This window comes from Mycoplasma sp. 888, assembly GCF_035609225.1.
Lineage (GTDB): Bacteria > Bacillota_I > Bacilli_A > Mycoplasmatales > Metamycoplasmataceae > Mycoplasmopsis.
This window is the reverse complement of record NZ_CP141192.1, coordinates 154,173-175,797: the sequence shown is the minus strand read 5'-3', so window position 1 is coordinate 175,797 and position 21,625 is coordinate 154,173. Positions and strand designations below refer to the sequence as shown.

General features: G+C 28.3%; 17 protein-coding genes, 2 tRNA genes and 1 pseudogene. 11 read left to right on the top strand and 9 right to left on the bottom strand.

The annotated features are described in order from the left end of the window. Positions 1 to 240, bottom strand: a complete 240-nt coding sequence (gene secG, locus U5U50_RS00975) for a preprotein translocase subunit SecG (RefSeq protein ID WP_324673069.1) — start codon at positions 238 to 240, stop codon at positions 1 to 3. A 159-nt stretch (positions 241 to 399) separates the two neighbouring features. Between secG and U5U50_RS00970 the strand changes: the two genes are divergently transcribed. Both U5U50_RS00970 and U5U50_RS03230 read left to right on the top strand, forming a co-directional pair. After that, positions 400 to 2,850: a hypothetical protein gene (locus U5U50_RS00970; RefSeq protein WP_324673066.1), complete on the top strand. Its 2,451-nt coding sequence runs from the start codon at positions 400 to 402 to the stop codon at positions 2,848 to 2,850. Positions 2,851 to 3,213: 363 nt separating this feature from the next. Continuing rightward, positions 3,214 to 3,366: pseudogene (locus U5U50_RS03230) on the top strand (DUF4256 domain-containing protein); the annotation flags it as partial. 119 nt (positions 3,367 to 3,485) lie between these two features. On the opposite strand, the gene U5U50_RS00965 reads toward U5U50_RS03230, so the two are convergent. The 5 genes from U5U50_RS00965 to U5U50_RS00945 all read right to left on the bottom strand — a co-directional run bounded on the left by U5U50_RS00965 (position 3,486) and on the right by U5U50_RS00945 (position 8,498). Next, positions 3,486 to 4,811, bottom strand: a complete 1,326-nt coding sequence (locus U5U50_RS00965) for a DUF2179 domain-containing protein (protein WP_324673064.1) — start codon at positions 4,809 to 4,811, stop codon at positions 3,486 to 3,488. Between the two features lie 159 nt (positions 4,812 to 4,970). Beyond that, positions 4,971 to 5,046 (bottom strand) — tRNA-Lys (locus U5U50_RS00960). Positions 5,047 to 5,220: 174 nt separating this feature from the next. Beyond that, entirely contained in the window at positions 5,221 to 6,201 is a 981-nt protein-coding gene (locus U5U50_RS00955) for a bifunctional oligoribonuclease/PAP phosphatase NrnA (RefSeq protein WP_324673062.1), read from the bottom strand. A 2-nt stretch (positions 6,202 to 6,203) separates the two neighbouring features. Continuing rightward, positions 6,204 to 7,169 (bottom strand): bifunctional oligoribonuclease/PAP phosphatase NrnA, encoded by a 966-nt coding sequence (locus U5U50_RS00950; RefSeq protein WP_324673060.1) that lies wholly within the window; start codon positions 7,167 to 7,169, stop codon positions 6,204 to 6,206. 180 nt (positions 7,170 to 7,349) lie between these two features. Beyond that, positions 7,350 to 8,498 (bottom strand): LacI family DNA-binding transcriptional regulator, encoded by a 1,149-nt coding sequence (locus U5U50_RS00945; protein WP_324673058.1) that lies wholly within the window; start codon positions 8,496 to 8,498, stop codon positions 7,350 to 7,352. 211 nt (positions 8,499 to 8,709) lie between these two features. On the opposite strand from U5U50_RS00945, the gene gltX reads away from it, so the two are divergent. From gltX to U5U50_RS00910, 7 genes are all read left to right on the top strand, one after another. After that, the gene (gene gltX, locus U5U50_RS00940; RefSeq protein WP_324673056.1) at positions 8,710 to 10,128 is read left to right on the top strand and encodes a glutamate--tRNA ligase; all 1,419 of its coding nucleotides are present in this window, start codon (positions 8,710 to 8,712) and stop codon (positions 10,126 to 10,128) included. After that, positions 10,118 to 10,525, top strand: coding sequence for a hypothetical protein (locus tag U5U50_RS00935; protein ID WP_324673054.1), 408 nt, complete (start codon positions 10,118 to 10,120; stop codon positions 10,523 to 10,525). The genes gltX and U5U50_RS00935 overlap by 11 nt, the downstream gene beginning before the upstream one ends. A gap of 167 nt (positions 10,526 to 10,692) precedes the next feature. Continuing rightward, positions 10,693 to 11,124 (top strand): hypothetical protein, encoded by a 432-nt coding sequence (locus U5U50_RS00930; RefSeq protein ID WP_324673052.1) that lies wholly within the window; start codon positions 10,693 to 10,695, stop codon positions 11,122 to 11,124. A gap of 22 nt (positions 11,125 to 11,146) precedes the next feature. Next, positions 11,147 to 12,871 carry a NusA N-terminal domain-containing protein gene (locus U5U50_RS00925; protein WP_324673050.1) on the top strand — a complete coding sequence of 575 codons (1,725 nt, stop codon included), beginning with the start codon at positions 11,147 to 11,149 and terminating at the stop codon, positions 12,869 to 12,871. Beyond that, entirely contained in the window at positions 12,858 to 13,136 is a 279-nt protein-coding gene (locus U5U50_RS00920; protein WP_257089457.1) for a YlxR family protein, read from the top strand. Before U5U50_RS00925 ends, U5U50_RS00920 begins: the two co-directional genes overlap by 14 nt. Next, complete coding sequence (infB, locus tag U5U50_RS00915; protein WP_324673048.1) at positions 13,129 to 14,934, top strand: translation initiation factor IF-2; 1,806 nt, start codon at positions 13,129 to 13,131, stop codon at positions 14,932 to 14,934. Before U5U50_RS00920 ends, infB begins: the two co-directional genes overlap by 8 nt. An 8-nt stretch (positions 14,935 to 14,942) precedes the next feature. After that, complete coding sequence (locus U5U50_RS00910) at positions 14,943 to 15,449, top strand: adenine phosphoribosyltransferase (RefSeq protein ID WP_324673045.1); 507 nt, start codon at positions 14,943 to 14,945, stop codon at positions 15,447 to 15,449. Between the two features lie 51 nt (positions 15,450 to 15,500). On the opposite strand, the gene aspS is transcribed toward U5U50_RS00910, so the two are convergent. Genes aspS through U5U50_RS00895 form a run of 3 tightly spaced genes read right to left on the bottom strand, consistent with a single transcriptional unit; the run spans position 15,501 to position 20,251 of the window. Further along, complete coding sequence (gene aspS / locus U5U50_RS00905; RefSeq protein ID WP_324673043.1) at positions 15,501 to 17,207, bottom strand: aspartate--tRNA ligase; 1,707 nt, start codon at positions 17,205 to 17,207, stop codon at positions 15,501 to 15,503. Between the two features lies 1 nt (position 17,208). Beyond that, the gene (gene hisS / locus U5U50_RS00900) at positions 17,209 to 18,570 is read right to left on the bottom strand and encodes a histidine--tRNA ligase (RefSeq protein ID WP_324673041.1); all 1,362 of its coding nucleotides are present in this window, start codon (positions 18,568 to 18,570) and stop codon (positions 17,209 to 17,211) included. Positions 18,571 to 18,595: 25 nt separating this feature from the next. Continuing rightward, the gene (locus U5U50_RS00895) at positions 18,596 to 20,251 is read right to left on the bottom strand and encodes an MAG5620 family putative phospho-sugar mutase (protein ID WP_324673039.1); all 1,656 of its coding nucleotides are present in this window, start codon (positions 20,249 to 20,251) and stop codon (positions 18,596 to 18,598) included. A 108-nt stretch (positions 20,252 to 20,359) separates the two neighbouring features. On the opposite strand from U5U50_RS00895, the gene ychF reads away from it, so the two are divergent. Together ychF and U5U50_RS00885 are read left to right on the top strand one after the other, a co-directional pair. Then, positions 20,360 to 21,457 (top strand): redox-regulated ATPase YchF, encoded by a 1,098-nt coding sequence (gene ychF, locus U5U50_RS00890; protein WP_324673037.1) that lies wholly within the window; start codon positions 20,360 to 20,362, stop codon positions 21,455 to 21,457. Between the two features lie 37 nt (positions 21,458 to 21,494). Next, a tRNA-Trp gene (locus tag U5U50_RS00885) sits at positions 21,495 to 21,568 on the top strand. Positions 21,569 to 21,625: the final 57 nt, after the last annotated feature.

Sequence of the window (21,625 nt, the reverse complement as noted above, 5' to 3'; positions counted from 1 at the left end):
TTATTTTTTCAGTACTATTCTTAAAACAACTGAAGCAATAATTAAAATTGCTCCTAAAACTATCATTGAGTATTTTAAGAATTTCTTAACTCCTCTTTCTTTTGAATTTTTAAATAACTCCAAGTCTCCTGAACCAACTAATGCTCCTGAAAAACCATTTGAATCAGGCGACATTAAAAATGAAACGAAGACAATTAGAATTCCAACCATTATCAATATAACTGTTAAAAATGTTGACATTATTACTCCCAATATTTACTTAGTTTAATATAAGTTAGATTAATATTTTAAATAATACCACAATATCTATTTTTTGTGCTTTACTGATATAACTATATGCTAGATAAAAATGATTTTTTAATAATAAAAATAATAAAGTTTAATAAAATTAAAATAATTATGAAAAAACTAGTTAAAAAATTCTTATTAACAATGCCGGTTGTAATATCTGCTACATTACCAATTATTGCACTTTCTTGCAACAATCAACAAAAAGAGGATCAAAATTTAAAATCATTTAAAGGTGACTACTTAAAAACAGCGAATGTTTTATTTAACAATATTGTTAATACAGCTCAAAAATGATTAAATATCATTGAAAATGATTCTGCAGCTAATGAAAGATTAAATAATTTCTTTAGTCAAAATGAAAATGCTAAAGACACGGTTATTTATGTTTTAAAATCAGATCCAGAATCGTTTAAAAACAACATTATTGACTCAAACTTAAAATGAATTGAACAAATTATTAATGGTGAAATCCAAAATACTTATGAATACTTTAATGAAGTTTCAAAAATCACATGAGCTGTAACTCCACAGTTTCTTAACGGTATTCTTTCTACATTTATTAGATTCATGCCTGAAAGTGAAGAAATTCAACAATTAATGAAATCTGACTTTAGTAAGTTAGTTGGATACTTATTTTATTCAAATAGTAAAGTTGAAATCATTAAAAATTACATTCTAATGAATGAGAGTGAAAATAGAGCTAATAAAATTAAATCATTAACAAATGATTCTACACTTAAAAATTCAGTTGATCAATATTTATTATCAAATCAAAATATTATTGCTGAGTATAAAAAATTAAATGATGCACAAAACTATGCATATGATTCAATCACTTCATTATCTGAAGAGAAAATCAGAGAAATGTCTGATGAATATTTAAAATTCCAAAAACAATTTATGAGTTTTAGAGAGCAGTTTAATGTCCCATATCTTGAATTAACACAACCAGAAAGTTTGCTAAATAAACAATTTAACTCATTAATTGTTCCTAACTTTGCAAAAATACTAAATACAAACGAAATTGGTAAACCTATTCTTGACGAAAATGGTAAGGAGAATTACAAAAACCAAGCAACAGCATATGATAGATTATTAGATAAATACAAAAATAACCAAGAAATTAAAGCTCTTATTGAAAAAATCAAAGCTAAAAACTTAAAAGAAAAAGTAACAATTGAAAATCCAAGTGTATTAAATGATCTTACAAACGGAAAAATGTTGCCTTTATCAATTTCGTTCACAACTAATTGAAATCAATCTTTCAAATTTGGTTCTGTAATTTACTCAAAAAACAAGGAAACAAATTCATTTGATAAATTAAATCTTGAAGAAAAAATTACACAAGGTTCAAAATTAGTTTCATCAATGATTAATGACTGAAATGCTGATCATATTTTAAAATTATCACTACCTATTGAAATTATTAATTATTGAGGAGTTTTCAACCCTAATGAAGCTAATACAAAGATAAATAAACAATCAAGCGATGAAAATATTAGTGAATTAACAAAACTAACTGACTATATTACATTAGGATTTAACTCCGTTCAACCAATTGAATATAAGATTAAAGAAGAAACTAATGGCAACAACAAATACAATTTATTGCAAATCGGAGTTGTTAGAAATTCATTATTTGCCGGGAGACATTACAAAGATTTTTGAGATACATTCTTCTTAACTACATCATATGAATACTTAATTGATAAAAATGCTGTTAAACTTTCTGAGCAAGGAATTAATCTTAATGCTTCATTTGACTTATATATAACATTGAGTGATGAAATTTATGAAAACCAAATTAAACCATTAATTATTAACCAAATGTCTGATGAAGAACTTGCGAAAGTATCTGAATTAAAAGCTAAAATTTCAGCACTTGAAGATAAAGAAATCACAATAGCAGATGATGATAAGGTAATGATTTCTAAATTTGGTTATATGTATAGATTTAAAGATGTAACTGATGAAAAATATCCAACTCAAGCTATTCCTGTTGATCAAATTCCATCTGCATTACCTCAAAAATACTTAATTGATGCAATTAACAATTACATTAATGTATCAACAAAAGGTTCAGAATACATTTTTTCTTATGAAAGTGAAATCTCAAATTACACATCTAGAATTGATACATACAAAAAACAAGTAATTGCACCTGCTGAAGAGAAACTTGCTACGTCACAAGAAGAAGAAGAAAAACAAAAATTAAGAGAACAAATCGAGCTTTTCAAAGCTGAAGTAGATAAATTAGAAGGGCAAAAAGAAGAAGCAACAACAAGATTAGATGCTGCTAAAGTAGAAAAAGAAAAATGAAATATTTTTGACACCGATAAAGTTGCATACTTCAAAAACAAATTAACTGAATTAACTGATCCAAAAATTGCTAACCCTAATAAAAATGCTGAGAGTGATCCTGAACAAATTTCAGATCCAAAAAACTCAATTAAATACAATAAAGAAGAGCTTGAAAAAGTTTATACAGCTTATGAAACAAGAAGAGCTCAAGAATTTAATAAATTAGTTATTGGATTCACATTTAAAGTAATTGATTAATTATGGAAACAAATTACATTTATAAAACTCTTTTAGAAGGAAATGCAAATTTGAATCTATTATCAAATGACGAATTTGAAAAATATGTTCAAATAATTCCAATTATTTAACACATTTGTCTGAATGAAATAAACTAATGGTGAATCAACATTAGTTTCAATGTTTGATAACGTTTATCTTGCAGATTTATGAACTCAGTTATCCAATAGAAGATCACTGTGCTATGATAAAACTGCGCTAATTAACAGAAAGAAGTTTCTACCCGAAAATGATGATTTAAGTCTTGTGCATAGTTATTTTAGTGAACTGCCAAATGAGTAAGACTATAGATTTTTAAATACAATCTAACTACTAGATACTAAGACATCTTGGTGAATTCACACACCTAAAGGAATTCAAGATAAAGGTATCGCTATATTTTGCGACAATAGATATGATGCAATATTTCTATACCATAATAGTGCTGATTCATATTATTCTTCTAGAGTTTTTAGAATTAAAGTTAAAATCATTTAACCTATGCACATAGATACAACAAGTAAGATATTTAATTTCATATCTTGCTTTTTCTTTTTAATTAGTTACTAAAAAAGATAAAGAAAAAGCTACCTAAAAGGTAGCTAGTTAATAATTTATTAAAATTTATCTTCTGGTAAGTAAATTAAACCATCAATACTTTTAATATCTGAAATAGAGATAAATGCATCTTTGTCAACTTTACGAACATCTTTAATAATACGTAACACGTGTCTGAATAATGCGATTGATGTAATAACATCAATATCTTTTCCTTCGTATCCACCTGTAGCTTTGAAAATTGTCATACCTGTAACAATTTTCTTATCGCCTGTGATAATTTCTTTAACTTTAGGAGCATTCTTTGTAAAGATTTGAACTCTAACAAGTTTAAATTTAGGGAATAATTTATCTAATACACCGATATAAACAACGTTTACTAATAATGTAGCGATGAAGTTAGGTGAGAAGTAAAGTTCAGCGTGTCATATTTTTGTTTTCAATGCTTCTGCTTGTCTTGTGAATTCAGTTACTTGTGAATCTGTTAATCCCATAATAGATTTATTTTGAGCAACTAATGAAGGTTGAACTTTTGATAAAAGAATTGAACCTGGTAATCAAGATCCAACTAAAACAGCGACAATCATAATTGCTATATTCATATATCCACTAATTGAACCAAATGATTTTTGCTTTGTGTTTGCGTATCATTCTCCAATAACACCTGTAACACCAGCTGTTCCTCCAATGATTTGGATAATAGCAAATACATAAGATAATAATACTCCATAAACAATTGCATAAAGCATTAATGCTAACACACTACCTGATGAGTATGAGTCTCATAATAATGGAACTAATCCTGAAAGTGATTGGTATTCTTCAGGTAAAGCGGCCTTAACAGCTTTGTTTGAGAAGTCCCCAATAATATATGTTGAACCAGCACCTGGGATCATTCCGATTCCGAATGAAACTAATGATGAAACAACTAAAAATAAAATTGTTAAGTTTGTAAATAATTTTCCAACTTTCTTATAACCGAAAATGAAAATAGGAATACTTAAAATAACATAAGCAACTCAGAAGACGAATTGATCAATCAAGTTAAGGACTGTTCCATCAACTTGTTCAGCTATAGAAACTACTAAGATCTTTGCTCCAGCTTGTCCAAAAGCAGCTAAACCAAAGTTGTAAATACCAACATTTTTAACAAAGAATACACCAATGATACCGAAGATAACTGCTGTAATATTTGTTATTCAAATAATTTTTCAAAGCGGCATTTGTTGGTAGAAGTAATTTAATTTAAGACCAAAGTTAGACATTTTTGTTCTTTTGTATAAAGTGTTCTCTTTTTTAATGTGCACTTTTTCTAAGTTTTCAACTGTGTCTTGTCATTCAGAAGAATTTTGGTCTTTATGACTATTTGACTTTTTAAAAATCATTTTGCTCCTTTCTTTAAAATTAAAAAATATGTTACCTATCAACAAGATAACTAAATTACTATTCTTATTCTATCACTTTTACAAATAAAACAAAATTTTAAGAATACTAAATAAAAACCACATATTTTTAATATGTGGAAATTGGTCGCTTAAACGAAATGGTAGACCGTACAGGGTTCGAACCTGCGACCCACTGGTTAAGAGCCAGTTGCTCTACCGACTGAGCTAACGATCCATTAATATTATAAAACTTTTAGAGTTATTTGACAGTCTCTAATTTAAATAATCTAATAAATTAAAAATTAAATTTTACAGTAGTGCTCTGGGTTTAAAAGTTGAATTCGATTTCTCTAAATTAAAAATAAATAAAAAATTCCATACATTAATTTGTGTATGGAATAAATTTATATTAAGCATTAACTTGTTCTTCTCTTCATCTAGCTACTTCAGCAGCACAATCATCAATAACTTGTTCAACTAAATCAAGTGAGTCAATAATAGCACCTGAGGCTCTTTCGTGCCCTCCACCACCTCATTTAACAGCAACATTTCTAACAATTGGTCCATTTGATCTAAATTCAACTCTAACTTTTCCGTTTTCTTCTTCTGTGAATTGAACTCACATTGGGAATCCATCGATGTTAGCAATTGAATTTACTCTAATTGATTGTTGTGGTGTTTTGCCAAATTCATTTGTTGTTTTTAAATCATTTTGAATGTAAGCTACACCATCTCTTGTTTTTAATGTTGTCATTAATCAAGCACTGTATTTTAAGTCATCTAATGTAACTTTTGCTAAATTTGAGTGGATAAAATCTTGTTGTAATCCTGCTTCATATAATTTAGCAGCTAAATTTAATGTTCTAGCTGTAGTGTTATTGAATAAGAATCTTCCTGAGTCAGTGTTGATTCCTAAATATAAGAAATTAGCAGCTTTTTGTGTGATTTTTCAGTTGTTTACAATCGCAATTTCTGTAATCATTTCATCAGCTGCAATATATGATGAATCAACTCATCTAATGCAATTTTCCCCTAAATCGTCATCATTTGGGTGGTGGTCAATTCTGATAACTTGAGCAAATAAGTCTTTGTCTAAAACTTCTCTATATTCAATTCTGTCTTTGAAGTTTGCATCTACAACAACTCCTAAAGCAGTTTTTAAAAATTCATCTGATGGAATTTCATCCATTTTGATATCTAAGAATGAGAATGAACCTTTTGAATCACCTATTGCATAAACTTTTTTATTTGGGAAGTTTGTTTCAAGTAATTCTTTTAATCCAAATTGTGAACCTAAACAGTCTCCATCTGGACGAATGTGATGAAAAATAACGATGTTATCGTATTTTTCTAATTGTTCAGTAACTAATTTTAAATTACCAATAACCATAATTATTTAGCCTCTCACTCAACGATAGCTTGATTTAAGTCAGCTAAAACATCTTTAACTTGGTCTCAATGTTGAAGAGTAATTCCGGCAGCGTTATCGTGCCCTCCACCATCATATTTGTTAGCAACTAAGTTAACTAATGGTCCATTTGAACGTAATCTTCCTCTAACTGTTCCATCTTCAAGTTGAATGAATAATGCTCAACAAGACTTATCTTCAATGTTAGCTAATTCATTTACGTATTGAGCAGCTTCAAATGAATCCATATCATATTTCTTTAATGTTTCTGCATCAATTTCGTAGTAAAGAACTCTTCCTTCTTTTTTGAATCCATTTAAAATGTGTCCAACAAATTTAAGTTGTTTGAATGTTCTTTTTGAAAGTTCTTTTAAAATGAATGATGGGTGAAATCCTGTTTCCATTAAGAATGCTACTAATTTGTGTGTTCTAGCTGATGTGTCAGGGTATAAAAATCTTCCTGAGTCTGTGTTAATTCCTAGGTAAATGTGTGATGCAGCTTTTTGTGTAACTGTTCATCCTGCATCAAATGCAATTTGAGCAATCATTTCAGCAGCTGCAACATAGTGTTCATCGATTCAATTGTAATCGTAATCGATGTCAGCTGAATTAGGGTGATGATCAATTCTTAATTTAGCTGTTGTCTTGTTTTCATATAATAAGTTCGCACATTCAATTCTGTTTCCGCTTGAAGCATCAACTACAATTCCTAATGAATTTGTAAAGTCGATTTTTTCGATGTCATCAAAGTGGTAACCCATAAAGTCAAATAAGTGTAAGTTATCACCTACTGTGTAAACATTTTTATTAGGGTAGTTTGTTCTAATTAATTCTGCAAGCCCAGCTTGTGAACCTAAACAGTCTCCATCTGGACGAATGTGGTGAAAAATAACAATATTGTCATATTTTTCAATAGCATCAATTGCTACTTTTGAATTTCCTATAACCATAATAATTTTCCTTTCTTAATAATGATTTTTTAATTTAAATTAAATATTTCTAAATTATATAGCATTTAATTTTTATTAACATAACTTTCAAGACACCCCTATAGGTCTTAAAATCTTTATTTTCATTATTTAAATCGTTAGATTAAAAAATAGATGCAATTTGATGTTGCATCCAAAATCTTAAGATGTTTTTTCACTTAATTCACTAATTAATTTAAGTTTAATAACCGCTGTTTGTGGATTTTTTGATGAAAGTTGTTTTGTAATCATTGATTCAATTATCACTCCCATATATGGATAGTCCACAAAAATCTTATCAACATAAACACCTAAACTATCGTAAATTGATTGGTAACCAATGTCACTAATTCTAAAGTGTTTTGAAGCATACGTGTTAATTGAAATAAACGAATCGTGAGTTGAAGAAATAATATTTGAAACATTATTTGTATTTGCAAAAGCAATAATTTCTTTAACTTCTTCTTTATTTTTCTTAGCACTGATTGGATATCTCATATAAGTCATACTATATTCTGAACAAGCTTCCTTGAATCCTGAAATTCTTTGGAATTTTTGATAATCAGATAGCTTTTGGTCTTCTAAGAAAATAATTTTGTTTGAGTTTCTCGCTCTTGGAATTCTTCTAATAAATGATTTTGTAAGTTTGTAAAATGCTTCTTTATCATCTGGAACAACTCAAGAAACACCATCAACTTTGTATCCATAAACTAAGACAGCAACATCCTTGATGGTTTTAAGGAAATCAAATAATTCTAGATTTTCTTTACTAATAAATACAACGATTGATTTTGGTTTTCATAATAAAAGATATTTTAAAGTTTCAATATATTCATCAACTGTTGGCACAGTGTAAAATGTAACAACTCTTCTATTATTTTTTGATGCACCAGCAATAATTCCTGAAATAATGTTTTGAATATAATTTTGACCATAAAGAGGGCAGATAACAAAAATCGAGCTTACTTGAACTTTATTAATTCTAATTCTTGGATTAGGAACATAATCATATTCCTTTATAATTTCTTCAATTTTTCTTCTGTTATCTTTAGAAACATAACCATCATTATAGAAACGACTAATCGTAGCAACTGAAACACCTGTAAGTTTTGAAATCTTTTGATATGTTATTGGTTTTCTTGAAATTCTTTTACTAAGTCTACCAGGCATTTTCACTTCGATTGAGTCATCTAATATTTCTAACGCTTGCTCGTGGTGATTTTCTAAAATCCTAGGATCTAATCCTTCCCTAAATTGCCTTTTGCTCTTTTTATATTTATTATTAATCATATAATTTAAATTTGATTTCATATATTTAAATTATATGAAATTCTAAAATTAATTGTTTTATATAAAAAAGCAAAAACTTCAAATACTTTTTTTGTGTTTTTTCAAACTTTTACACCTAGAGCACTATGGTGAAAGTTTAAAAATAGCATTTTTTATTAAGTTTTTTCATTGCAAGAATATTGTTTTATAATTTTATAACTTTAATATTCAGCTACAAAGGAGTTATTTTACTATGAGCAAAAAAATCAGAACACGTTATGCTCCAAGTCCAACAGGATACTTACACATCGGTGGAGCTAGAACAGCTTTATTTTGTTATTTGTTTGCTAAACATTTTGATGGCGATTTTGTTTTCAGACTTGAGGACACAGATGTTAAACGTAATGTTCCAGGTGGTGAAGAATCACAATTAAATAACTTGGCTTGATTGGGAATTATTCCAGATGAATCTCCATTAAATCCGAATCCAAAATGTGGCAAATACAGACAAAGTCAAAAGTTAGATAGATACAATGAAGTTTTAAATGAACTTTTACAAAAAGATCTCGCATATAAAGCTTACGACTCATCTGAAGAATTAGAAGCTCAAAAATTAGAATCAGATGCTAAAAGTATTCCAAGTTTTAGATACGACAGAAACTGATTAAAAATTTCTGACGAAGAAAAACAAAAAAGAGATGCTAATGGTGAATATTCATACCGTTTAGTGATGCCTAAAAATCACACTTTAGCTTGAAATGATATTGTTAGAGGTGAAATTTCATTCAACTCTGATGAAATAGCTGATTGAGTTATTTTTAAATCAGATGGGTATCCAACTTACAACTTTGCAGTAGTAGTTGATGACCATGATATGGAAATTTCACACATCTTACGTGGAGAAGAGCACATCGGAAATACACCTAAACAACTTGTTTTATATGAATACTTAAATTGAGAGAAACCACAATTCGGACATATGACAATTATTACAAATATGGAAGGTAAAAAACTTTCAAAACGTGATCTTGAAACAAAACAATTTATCGAAGATTACAAAAATGAAGGATATATGCCTGAAGGTATTTTTAACTTCTTATCATTATTAGGATGAACAGCTGCTGATGCATCTGAATTAATGAGCAAAGAAGAAATCATTGCTAAATTTGATCCACAAAGATTATCTAAGTCACCTTCAAAATTTGATGTTTCAAAAATGGATTGATTCTCAAAACAATACTTAAAAAATACAAACAATCAAAAATTAATTGACTTAATGAATTTAGGAAACTCAAATTTAGATTGAGAATGATTAAATATTTTTGTTGACACATTTAAAGCTAGCTCTGTAACAATTTCAGAATTAAAAACTCACTTAAATTCATATTTAAATCCTGAATACTCAAAAACTGAATTCAATGAAGCTGAATTAAATACAGTTAAAGAATTTGCAAATAACTTCAAAAAACTTGCTGCTGAGCACTTTACAATTGCAAATATCCAAGAAGCAATTAATTTAACCTCTTCAAATTTAAATGTTAAAGGTAAAAACTTATTTATGCCAATTCGTCTTGCTGCAACAGGAATTGCTCACGGGCCTGAATTAGCAAAAGCCATTTGATTATTTGGAAAAGAATTAATTTCAGAAAGACTTAAAGAATATGAAAATTAATTTCAAATCAATTATTAAGGTTCCTACAAATGATGAACCTCAGGTTATTGAATTTTTATCACAACTTGATTTATATAACAAAACTGAAGATGGTGTTATTGAACTTAAATTCAATGAACCTAAATACAATGAAACAAATAGAATTGACATTTCAGAAAATGAAGTTAATATTTACACAAACTTAACAACTGTATGCGTAAAGAAAAATGAAGAGGGTAATGCAAACATTTCAGTAGTTGACTCTTCAACACAGAAAAAATTTGAAATTAATTTAAAAACTGTATGTAAAAACTTCTTCACATCAATTAATGAATTTAACTTTCAATATGACTTATTCACATATGAAAATGATGAAGTTCTAACATCAATTAATATGACATTAGAACTTTACGAATAATACAAAAAATACTTTTATGCCTTATGCACTAATAAAAAAATCACTACATATAATAAATACTATTAAAATAATATGGTATTATTTATATACAACATTAATTATATTTAGAGGTAAGAGAAAGGAGTTGCGAAAGCAGCTCTTTCTATTTACATTTTTATAGGAGCAAAATGTTTGATGAAAAGATTTTAAAAGAGCAATTTTCTAAAGTTTTATCAGTAAAAATGGAACACGACCCTCTTTTAGGAAAAACACTAGAAGTGGTGGTTGATTATAGAAGTTTGGATGAAGTTAACAAACTTGGAAAAGAAATTTCTGCATTTTTAGAGACACAAAAATGATTTACTGATGATATAAATTTAGTAGTATTATCAAAAGGAACAGACCTTAAAATTTCAATGGAAATGTTAGATCAATACATTGATAAATATATTGAAGTCAAAACTCAAAAAAGTTTTGAAGGACAAAATAATTTTGTAATTAAATTAACTGAAGTTCAGCTAGATCACATAGTGGGTAAATGAAATAAAAAAGGCCAAATTAGAACAATTAAATTAGATCTTTCTAACATAAATGAAATTGAAGAATATATTAAGTTTTAACAAAAAATATAAGGAGTAAATTATGGCAAAAGCCAAAAATAAAACACAAGTCGATGTTGAAAGTCAACAACTATTTAAATATATTGAACTTCAAGCAGAAGGTCTAAACTCTCCATTTGAAGAAGTTTTAGAATTATTTAGATCAGAAACTCAAAAAGCAATTACTAAACAAGTTGACCCTAATGCTGAAATTCAATTTGAAGTAGACTTTGATAATAAAGCTGTAAATATGTTCAACTTAAACGGAGAAGTTATTGAAGATGAAGAAATTTCAGAAGATGATGAACCTCAAGTTTTAAGTGAAGATGATGCATTAGCTAAAATCTACACAATTCAACTTTCAGAAGCTAGAAAAAACGATTCAAATGTTCAAGTTGATGATGTAGTTAGAATTCAATTTAAGTTTGCTGGACTATCAGATAAATTAAGAAGAGCAATCACAAGTGGCGTTAAACAATCTTTAAACTTAACAAACAAATCAAAAGTTGTTGAAAAATATTCAAAAATGATCGGACAAAAAGTTCCTGCAGTTGTTTTAAAACACTTATCTAACAACTCATACAATGTTATGTTAGAAGATAAACAAACAGCTTTCTTACCTGGGGCTAAAAAGCCTAAGAACTTAAAATTAAACTTAGGTCAAAAAATTATGGTTTATGTTGATTCAATTAATCCTGAATCAAGATTAAGCATTGTTACAGTTTCATTAAACTCAACAGAAGAATTAGTTGAAATCTTAAGAAACGAAATTCCAGAAATCAAATCAGGTCAAATTGTTATTAAAGACATTCAAAGAGTACCTGGAGAAAGATCTAAAGTTTCATTTGCACTTAAAGATCAAAATAGTGATCAAATTAATTTAGTTGGTTCAATTACAGGACAATTTGCTTCAAGAATTCAATCAGTTGTTACTGAATTAGATGGTGAAAAAATTGACGTTATTGTTTACTCACCAGACACACTTGAATATGTTAAAAATGCTATTGCTCCTGGTAAAGCAGTTGATATTAAATGAGCTGATCAAGAAAGAAGAAAGGTTTATGCAATTGTTAAACCAAGCGATGCAACAGTTGTTATCGGAAAACAAGGAATTAACATTGAACTTGCTTCTAAATTAACAGGAACAAGAATTGAAGTATTAACAACTGAAGAAGCACTTGTAAAAGGAATTAAATTCAAAAATGATTATGTTCACGATGTACATTACTTCAACACAACTCAACCAAAAGTAAATGCAAGTAAAAAACAATCAAAAACAAACTCAATGCTTAAAAACATTGATATGTACATTGATACAGACTCATTATTTGAAGACTTTAACAACAATATTTACACAGAATTAGAAACAGAAACTGTTGTGGAAGAAGCAAAACAAAAATCAGAAGAAGCTAAAAAACCTGCAACTAGCGAAGTTAAAACTAAGAAAAATAAAGCAGAAGAAATTAACAATATTTTTGAAGAAGAATCTTCAAACCTTGAAAAACTTCTTAACTCATTAGATGAATACAGTTTCGTGGATGAAATTGACAAATACAATGATGAATTCACAGATGAAGTTGAAGATGAAACTCTTGATGAAAAAACTGAAAACGCTAAAAAAGAAGAGAAAAACAGAAAAATGCTTAATGAATTTAAGAGAACTAAAAATCAACTTAAAGACTTTAAAGTGGATGATGACCTTACAAACTATGGATTATCAAACGTAAAACTTGATTTAGATGACTTAAATTCAGATGACTGAGATTAAAACAGTTTTTCGTAAGTGTATTGCGACAAATCAAGTTTTACCAGTTGATGAGCTCACTAGATTCAGTTACGATAAAGAAAATAATTTATTAGTTTTAGACTTACATAAAAACAAAAAACATAGAGGAGCTTATTTTGTTGCAAGTTTAGAAAACTGACAAAAAATAAGAAAAACAAAAGCTTTAAATAGAACATATAAAACTAACATATCTGATGAACAATATGATTCATTAGAAAACGAACTTAAGGAGGTGTTATATGGCTAAAAAACAAAATAGAATTTCAAACGTAAATGAAATTAAAAAGCAATTGCAAACGACAAAAACTGAATTAAAAGATGGTGTATTTATTTTCACTGAAAAAATGTCAATTGCTGATTTTGCACAAAAAATCGGAGTACCTGCTACAGAAGTTATTAAAAAATTTTTTATGCAAGGTAAAATGTACAACCTTAACACACTTTTAGATGAAGAGCAAATTGCTGAAATGGCAATTGAATATGGATATGACTTCAGAAAAGAAACAAACATTAATGGCTCAAACTTTCTTGATGAAATTGAATTTAAAGATGATCCAAAAGATTTAGTTAAAAGATCTCCAATCATCACTGTTATGGGGCACGTTGACCACGGTAAAACTACATTAATTGACAAAATTAGAAACTCAAACATCGTTTCAACAGAAAGCAGTGGAATTACACAACATACAGGTGCTTACCAAATTAGTCACAAAGGTCAAAAAATCACTTTCTTAGATACACCTGGGCATCAAGCGTTCACACAAATGCGTGCTAGAGGAGCTAAAGTTACTGATATTGTTGTTTTAGTTGTTGCAGCTGATGATGGGGTTATGCCTCAAACAAAAGAAGCTATTGATCACGCTAAAGCAGCAAATGTTCCAATGATTGTTTTTGTTAACAAAATGGATAAACCTAACAAAGACCTTGACAGAATTAAAGGTGAATTAGCTGAAAACGATGTTCTTATTGAAGAATATGGTGGAGATATTCAAATCGTTTATGGTTCAGCACTTAAAGGTGAAGGACTTACGGAATTATTTGATGCTATTATGTTATTAAGCGAAATTTTAGACTTAAAAGCAAATCCAAAAAGATATCCAATGGGAACAATTATTGAATCACGTGTTGATAAAGGAGTTGGAGTTGTTTCTACAATTATTGTTGAAACAGGAACATTGCACAAAGGAGACTTCTTAATTGCTGGTTCAAAATACGGAAGAGTTAGAATGATTACTGATTCTAATGGAAACCAAATTGAAGCAGTTGAACCGGGAGCACCAGCAATTATTTCAGGTCTTAACTATGCACCTGATGCTGGAGATAAATTTGTTGGATTCAATGATGAAAAATTCGCTAAGAAATTAGCTCAAGAAAAAGCCACAGCTGATCGTATGGATTTACTTCACTCAAAAACTATTACAGATCAAAATATTGATGGTAAAAAAATTATCAACATTATTATTAAATCAGACGTTTACGGTACTTCTCAAGCTATAAAAGATCAAATTGATGGTTTAGAAAATGAAGATGCTATTGTTAAAGTTATCTCAGCAGCAGTTGGAAATGTTAATGATACAGACTTACTTTTAGCTAAAGCATCAAATGCAGTTATTTTCGTATTTAACTTGAGAGTTTCACAAAATATTAAACAAAATGCAGCTGCATCAAACGTTACTGTTATTTCTCACGATGTTATTTACAAAATTATCGAAGATGTTCAAGGTATGCTTGATGGAGAAAAAGCACCCATCTATGAAGAACAAAAAATTGGAGAAGGTCATATTATTCAAATTTTCTTCTACTCAAAAGTTGGAAACATCGCTGGTACAATGTTAGATGAAGGTGTTGTAAGATCTAACTGTAAAGTTAAAGTTTACCGTAAAGGAAAACTTATTCACGAAGGTGTTATTGACTCACTTAAACGTGAGAAAAATGACGTTAAAGAAGTTCTTAAAGGTAAAAACTTTGGAACACACATCAAAGGATTTAATGATATTGAAGCAGATGATGTCCTTGAATTTTATGAAGATGTAAGAGTTAACTAATAATTATTATGAAAAATCTTAAAGATTTAATTACTGACATTCCTAATTTTCCTAAACAAGGAATTGTATTCAAAGATATAGCGCCACTATTAGCTAATCCTGATGCATTTACCCATGTCATAGACAAAATGACACAATTATGCAAAGAAGCAGACATCATTGTAGCACCTGATGCAAGAGGATTTATCTTCGGAACTCCTGTTGCTTATAAACTTAATAAACCATTTGTAATGGTTAGAAAAAAAGGCAAACTACCAGGCCATACAATTTCTCAAAAGTATGATTTAGAATATGGCGATAATACTTTAGAAATTCAAGATGAAGTTCTAAAACCAGGTCAAAAGGCAATCATTATTGATGATGTTCTAGCGACTGGTGGAACTACAAAAGCTATTATTGATTTACTTCAATCTCAAGGTGTAAAAGTTTTAGCTAATGTTGTTTTAATGGCCTTAGATGAACATGATGGATACAAAAAAATCAGTAAATTAATTGAAGTAAAATCAATTCTATAAATTGCAAAATAAAAATACTAGACTTACCAAATCTAGTATTTTTTTACATAACTATTTAGACTTGACTTCAAGAAATAATTCTGTTAATTGCCCTGAATCAACACTTGAAGGAGCTTGGGTCATAAGGTCTTCATTTTTTGAATTTTTAGGGAACGCAATAACATCTCTAATAGTTTTTTGGTTAGCTAAAATCATAATTAATCTATCAATCCCAAGACCAATACCACAGTGTGGTGGGACTCCATATTCAAAAGCTTTTAAGAAAAATCCGAATTTGTTTTGTTGTTCTTCTTTTGATAGATCGATCATTTCAAACATTTTAGTTTGAACTTTTTCATCATAAATTCTAGCTGAACCTGAACCTAATTCAAAACCGTTAAGAACTAAGTCGTAACTTTTTGCTCTAATTTTTTCTTTAGGTAATTTATCTAAATCTTCTGACGGATTATCGAATTGAGTAAATGGATGGTGAGCTGCTGCTCATTTTCCTGTTTCTTCATCATATTCGAACATAGGTCAATCAATAATTCATTTGAAGTTATATTCATCTCTAGCTCATCCATATCAAGAATTAAGTTCAACTCTTAATGCTCCTAAAGCTTGTGAAGCATTTTCGAATTTATCTGCACAAATCAAGTATGTTCCTTCACCAAATTGTGAAATTAATTCTTGGACATCTGATGGATTTAATTTTTGGGCAAAGTTTGTTTCAATAAATTCTTTATTTTCATTAACAACCAAGTAGAATAATGCTTTAACTTTGTTTTTCTTAGCTATTTCTTCAAGTTTCTTATATTCTTTTTTGTTAATTTTTTCTTCAAAATAAAGCAATCTGATTGAAGGAGCTGATGTTATGATGCTGAAATCGCTGTTTTTAGCAAATTCAGGAATATCAACAATTTTGTTTTCAAATCTAAAGTCAGGTTTGTCTGTTCCATAATCTCTAATACAGTCATCAAATCTTACTCTATCAAAAGGAACTTTGATATCAACATTCATAACTTTTTTCATAAAGTGTTTGAATAAACCTTCAATGTATGAATGGAAGCTAGGAACGTCCATAAAACTTACTTCGATATCTAATTGTGTAAATTCAGGTTGTCTATCTTTGCGTGAATCTTCATCTCTGAAGCATCTTGCTATTTGATAGTATTTTTCAAACCCTGAAATCATTAATAATTGTTTGAATAATTGAGGACTTTGTGGAAGTGCATAAAATGCATTTTCTTTATTGCGTGTAGGGACTAAAAAGTCTCTAGCACCCTCTGGTGTTGCTTTAGATAAAATTGGCGTTTCAATTTCTGTGAATTCTTGAGATTGTAAATATTCTCTAATTGCGAAAATTACATCATTACGTAATTTAATATTATTTTGCATCACATTTCTACGTAAGTCTAAAAATTTATATTCAAGTCTTAATTCTTCTTTAACTTCAATGTCATCTCTAATTTGAAATGGTAATTGTTCTTTAGATAATGATAAAACTTTGTATTCATCAACTAAAATTTCAATATCTCCTGTAGGTAAGTCAAGATTTTTATCTTTTCTTTCACAAACTGTTCCAGTTACTTCTAAAACAGATTCTTTTGTGAAAGAAATAGGTTTTTTAAATACTAATTGTGTAATTCCAAATTTGTCACGTAAGTCAACAAAGTTTAATTCACCAAATCTACGTTTGTTAGCTACTCACCCGTATAAAGTAATAACTTGCCCAACATTTTCTAATCTTAATTGATTATTTTTAATTGTTTTTTTCATATTATTTTCCTTCTTCTAATTCTTCAATAAGAAGTGCAACATCAACTAATTTCGAGTCACTGATTGTGATGTGTTCATCACCATTTTCTAAAATAAAGTTAAGTGCAGAAATGATGCCCTCTTCATTTTTTGAGAATGTAACTTTTTCTCCTGTAACCATATCTCTAATAATTAATAAGTTAGGATTAATCATTTTGTTATCATAAACTAAGAAGTCAGCAGTTCTCTTTGCTGCTTTTTCAAATAACTTTTTATTTTTAATTAAAGAATGTTCTGTGTAAACTGACAAACCAGCTGTTGCAATATAATTTTGTCCCATTATAGTACCAAAAGCAATATTATCTTCATCATTTGTCATTGCAATATAAACATCAGCGTGTCTTAATTCTATATCTGGTTTTAAAATTTCCATCGCATTTTCTCTTACAACATCAACAACACGATCAATTCCCATTCCAAAACCAACACTTGAAATATTATCTCCACCTAATTGAGCTATTAAGTTTGAATATCTTCCACCACCAATTAATGTAAGTCCACTTGTTGAACCTTTACCTGCTGTTACAAATTCAAATACAGTTTCATCATAGTAATCGAGACCTCTAACTAATTCAGTTGAAACTTTGTATTCAATATTTGCTGCATCAAGTGCTGTAGTAACTTTTGCAAAGTATTCTTTTGATTCATCCGATAAATAATCAGCAATTTTAGGAGCATTTTTAATAAAAGGTTTTTGCGAATCTTCTTTATCGTCAAGAATTCTTAAAACTTTTTTGCTTTCTAATCTTTCTTGTGAAATTTCACTTAACTCAGATTTGTAAGGTAATAAGTAGTTATATAAAGCTTCTTCATATTGTTTTCTACTTAATTCATCACCAATTGTGTTGATTTTTAATTCTCAATCAACCATCAAGTTATCTAAAATGTGCGCAGCTAATAAAATAACTTCGACATCCTTTGTATAAGCTTTTTCACCTACAAATTCAACACCAGCTTGATAGAACTGTCTGTATCTGCCTTTTTGAGGTTGCTCATATCTAAACATTGGCCCATAGTAAGCAAATTTACTAAATCCATCATTTAATCATTTTTGTTCAATAAGTGCTCTAACAAAAGGTGCAGTTCCCTCAGGTCTAAGCGCTATATCTCTGTCGCCTTTGTCTTTAAATTCATACATTTCTTTTTTAACAATTTCTGAATCATCTACAGAACGTCTGAAAAGTGTAGCTTGTTCCATAATAGGGGTTTCCACTAAAACATAACCTGCTTTAGCAACTGTTTCAGTGAACATATCGGTTACAAAATCTTTTAATAAAAACTCTACTGGTGAATAGTCTTTTGTTCCTTTAATTTTTGTAATCATAGTAACTCCTTAATATATTTGGAAATTATACTTTTTTCTCTTGCAGCTTATTTATTTGTTTAACAATTTTTAAAATTCTTTTTTTGATTTTATTTTTAACTAAATTAGCACATATAGTTTCTAAAAATGGATGAAATTTATAGATATGAGATTGAAATTCAGTTTTAATTTCAATCTCTTTTTTAGCTTTCTTGCAAGAAACACTTGTAATAGTTGAAAATCTTTTACCTTTTGTTTTAACTTGAAAAATGTAATGTTGTTTTGTGTTATCTCAATCAAGTAATTGGAGTTTATTTATTTTTGATTTTTTAAGAAAGCCAGTTGGTTTATTTATTAAATAATCAAAAACATTTTTCATATCTTGAACAGTTTTGTTAATGTACGAATAAACATAGTATGTTTTATTCATTGATTCAATCATTTTGTTGTGTTTAAGTGTAAGTAAGTTATTGTTTTCTAAATACTCTTGCAACATCACACAGAAGTTAAATAGAAAATTATAATTTTCAAAACTTAAATGTTCATTAATATCATTTGAAAATGAATTTGAATTGTATGCAAATAAAATGTTGTTCGGGTCATTCATTTTATTTTCAAATTCATAAGGAATTTTAAAAGTATTAAGTAAGTTCATAATTAACTCTGAAGCATCTAGTGGAATAAAAATATTTGGTTTATCAGTTAACTTAGTTTCTTTTCATTTTAAATATTGGTTTGAAATAAAAAGATAAGCAATTTGATCATTATTTAATTCAACAAATCTATTTTTAACTCTAACAAATAACTTAATATCATTATGTTCATCCATAACAATAATTAAGTTAGCATTGTAATTAGTTGATAGAGCTCATTTAACAATAGAAAAAGTTGAATTTTTATTTTTTAAATCTTTGTTAAGTGTTGGGTTCAATTTTGAAACCTTAACATTTAAATTTGATAAAAATCTATTAATAATGTAGTTTGATAAATTGTCACTAATAAGTGTATAAACAACCAATTTGTTGTTTGAATTAAAATCAAATTCAGATTTAACTGATTTTAAGAAGTTTTCATAAGCTGAGTCAATAACTTTGTCTGTGTTTAAAACAATTGAATAGTTTGAATCAGAAACAAATATGTGATCCTTAACTTCATAAAGTTCATTAATTAATTTTTCTTGTTCTTCAAGTGAAATTAATTTATTTTTGTTGTAAATTTTTAAATAAAACTTATTATTAGTTTCTTTGTAATCTAAATAAACTGAATAATCTAAATCCATATTGTTTACAGTTGTATTGATAAAAAAATCATTTAGCTTATCAATATTAAAAGTATAAACATGGTATTTTTTATCATTTAAAAATCTAATTAATAAATCTTGAAGTTTTGAATTAATATTAACTTTGTTTTTTAATGCAACTAAAACTTTTCTTCTTTTATTAAAAATTGACTTTCTAGGAAGTAATTTATCAAAAAGTGAAATCAAATTAAGCAATGTATAAGGGTTTAAATTGTTGTAACCAAGTTGGTTTTGTGTATCAAATTCGATTCCATAAACAGTTGATTTTGCTCTTGTGTAAAATTCACCGTTTGGAAACTGATTATCAACATTTCTAACAAATTCATTAATGTCTGAGTTTATTAGTTCTTTGGATTTATAAAAATTAAATCAATGTGTAATTTTATTGTTAATTTGACTCATTTTCACCTTTCTTAAAATTTATTTTAATTTTATCAAATTAAAAAATTACTTTTCAAGCATTTAGAGTAAAATTAAAAACGTAATTATTAATTAAAAAGGAGTTTATTCATGTCACTAAAAGCAGGTATTGTAGGTCTTCCAAACGTAGGTAAAAGTACATTATTTAGTGCAATTACTAAAAAGCAAGTTGAATCATCTAACTACGCTTTTACAACTATTGAACCTAACATTTCATCAGTTCCTTTAATTGATCCAAGATTACAAAAAATTGCAGACATTATCAAACCTGATAAAATTGTTTGAGCTACATTTGACTTTGTTGATATAGCAGGACTTGTTGAAGGTGCATCAAAAGGTGAAGGATTAGGAAATAAATTCTTATCAAACATTAGAGAAGTTGATGCAATTATTCACGTTGTTAGATGTTTTGAAGACAAAAATATCTTGCACGTAGCTAATTCAGTAAATCCTGTAAGAGATAAAGATGTTATTAACTATGAGTTAATGTTAGCTGACTTAGAAACAATTAACAACGTAATTAATAGAGTTACTAAAAAAGCTAAATCAGGTGATAAAGATGGTTTAATTGAATTTAATGCTGCTAACAAAATTAAAGATGCATTACTTCAATCAATACCGGCTCGTGATGTTGAACTTGATGAAAATGAATTAAAAGCTGTTAAAGGTTATCATTTACTCACATTAAAACCAATAATTTATGTAGCTAACTTAGGTACAGAACAGTATGCAAATTACACAGATGATAAACTTTATAATCAGCTTAAAAATTCATTAAAACAAAATGAAAAAATCATTCCAATTTCAGTTCAATTAGAATCTGAGTTAATTGATTTATCAGATGAAGAAAAAAATGAGATGCTCTCAATGTATGCTGTAGAACGTAGTGGTCTAGATGTTTTAACAAGAGAATCATTTGATCTTCTTAATTTAGAAACATACTTTACAGCAGGTAAAATGGAAGCAAGAGCTTGAGTTTACCATAAAGGTTGAGCGGCTCCTAAATGCGCAGGAATTATCCATACAGACTTTGAGAAAAAATTCATTAAAGCAGATGTTATTGCATATGAAGATTACATCGAATACAATGGTGAATTAGGCGCTAAAAACGCTGGTAAAATGCGTTCTGAAGGTAAAAACTACATTATGAAAGATGGCGACGTTTGTCACTTTAAATTCGGGAAATAATAATAAAAAATCATCATTTTAGGTGATGATTATATGAGGGGGTTTAGTATAGTGGTAGTGCTGCAGTCTCCAAAACTGAAAGTAAGGGTTCGATTCCTTTAACCCCTGCCAATTTCAAATAAATTTTCTGGTGTTTTTGTAGTACCAGATTTTTTTATTTTTGATATT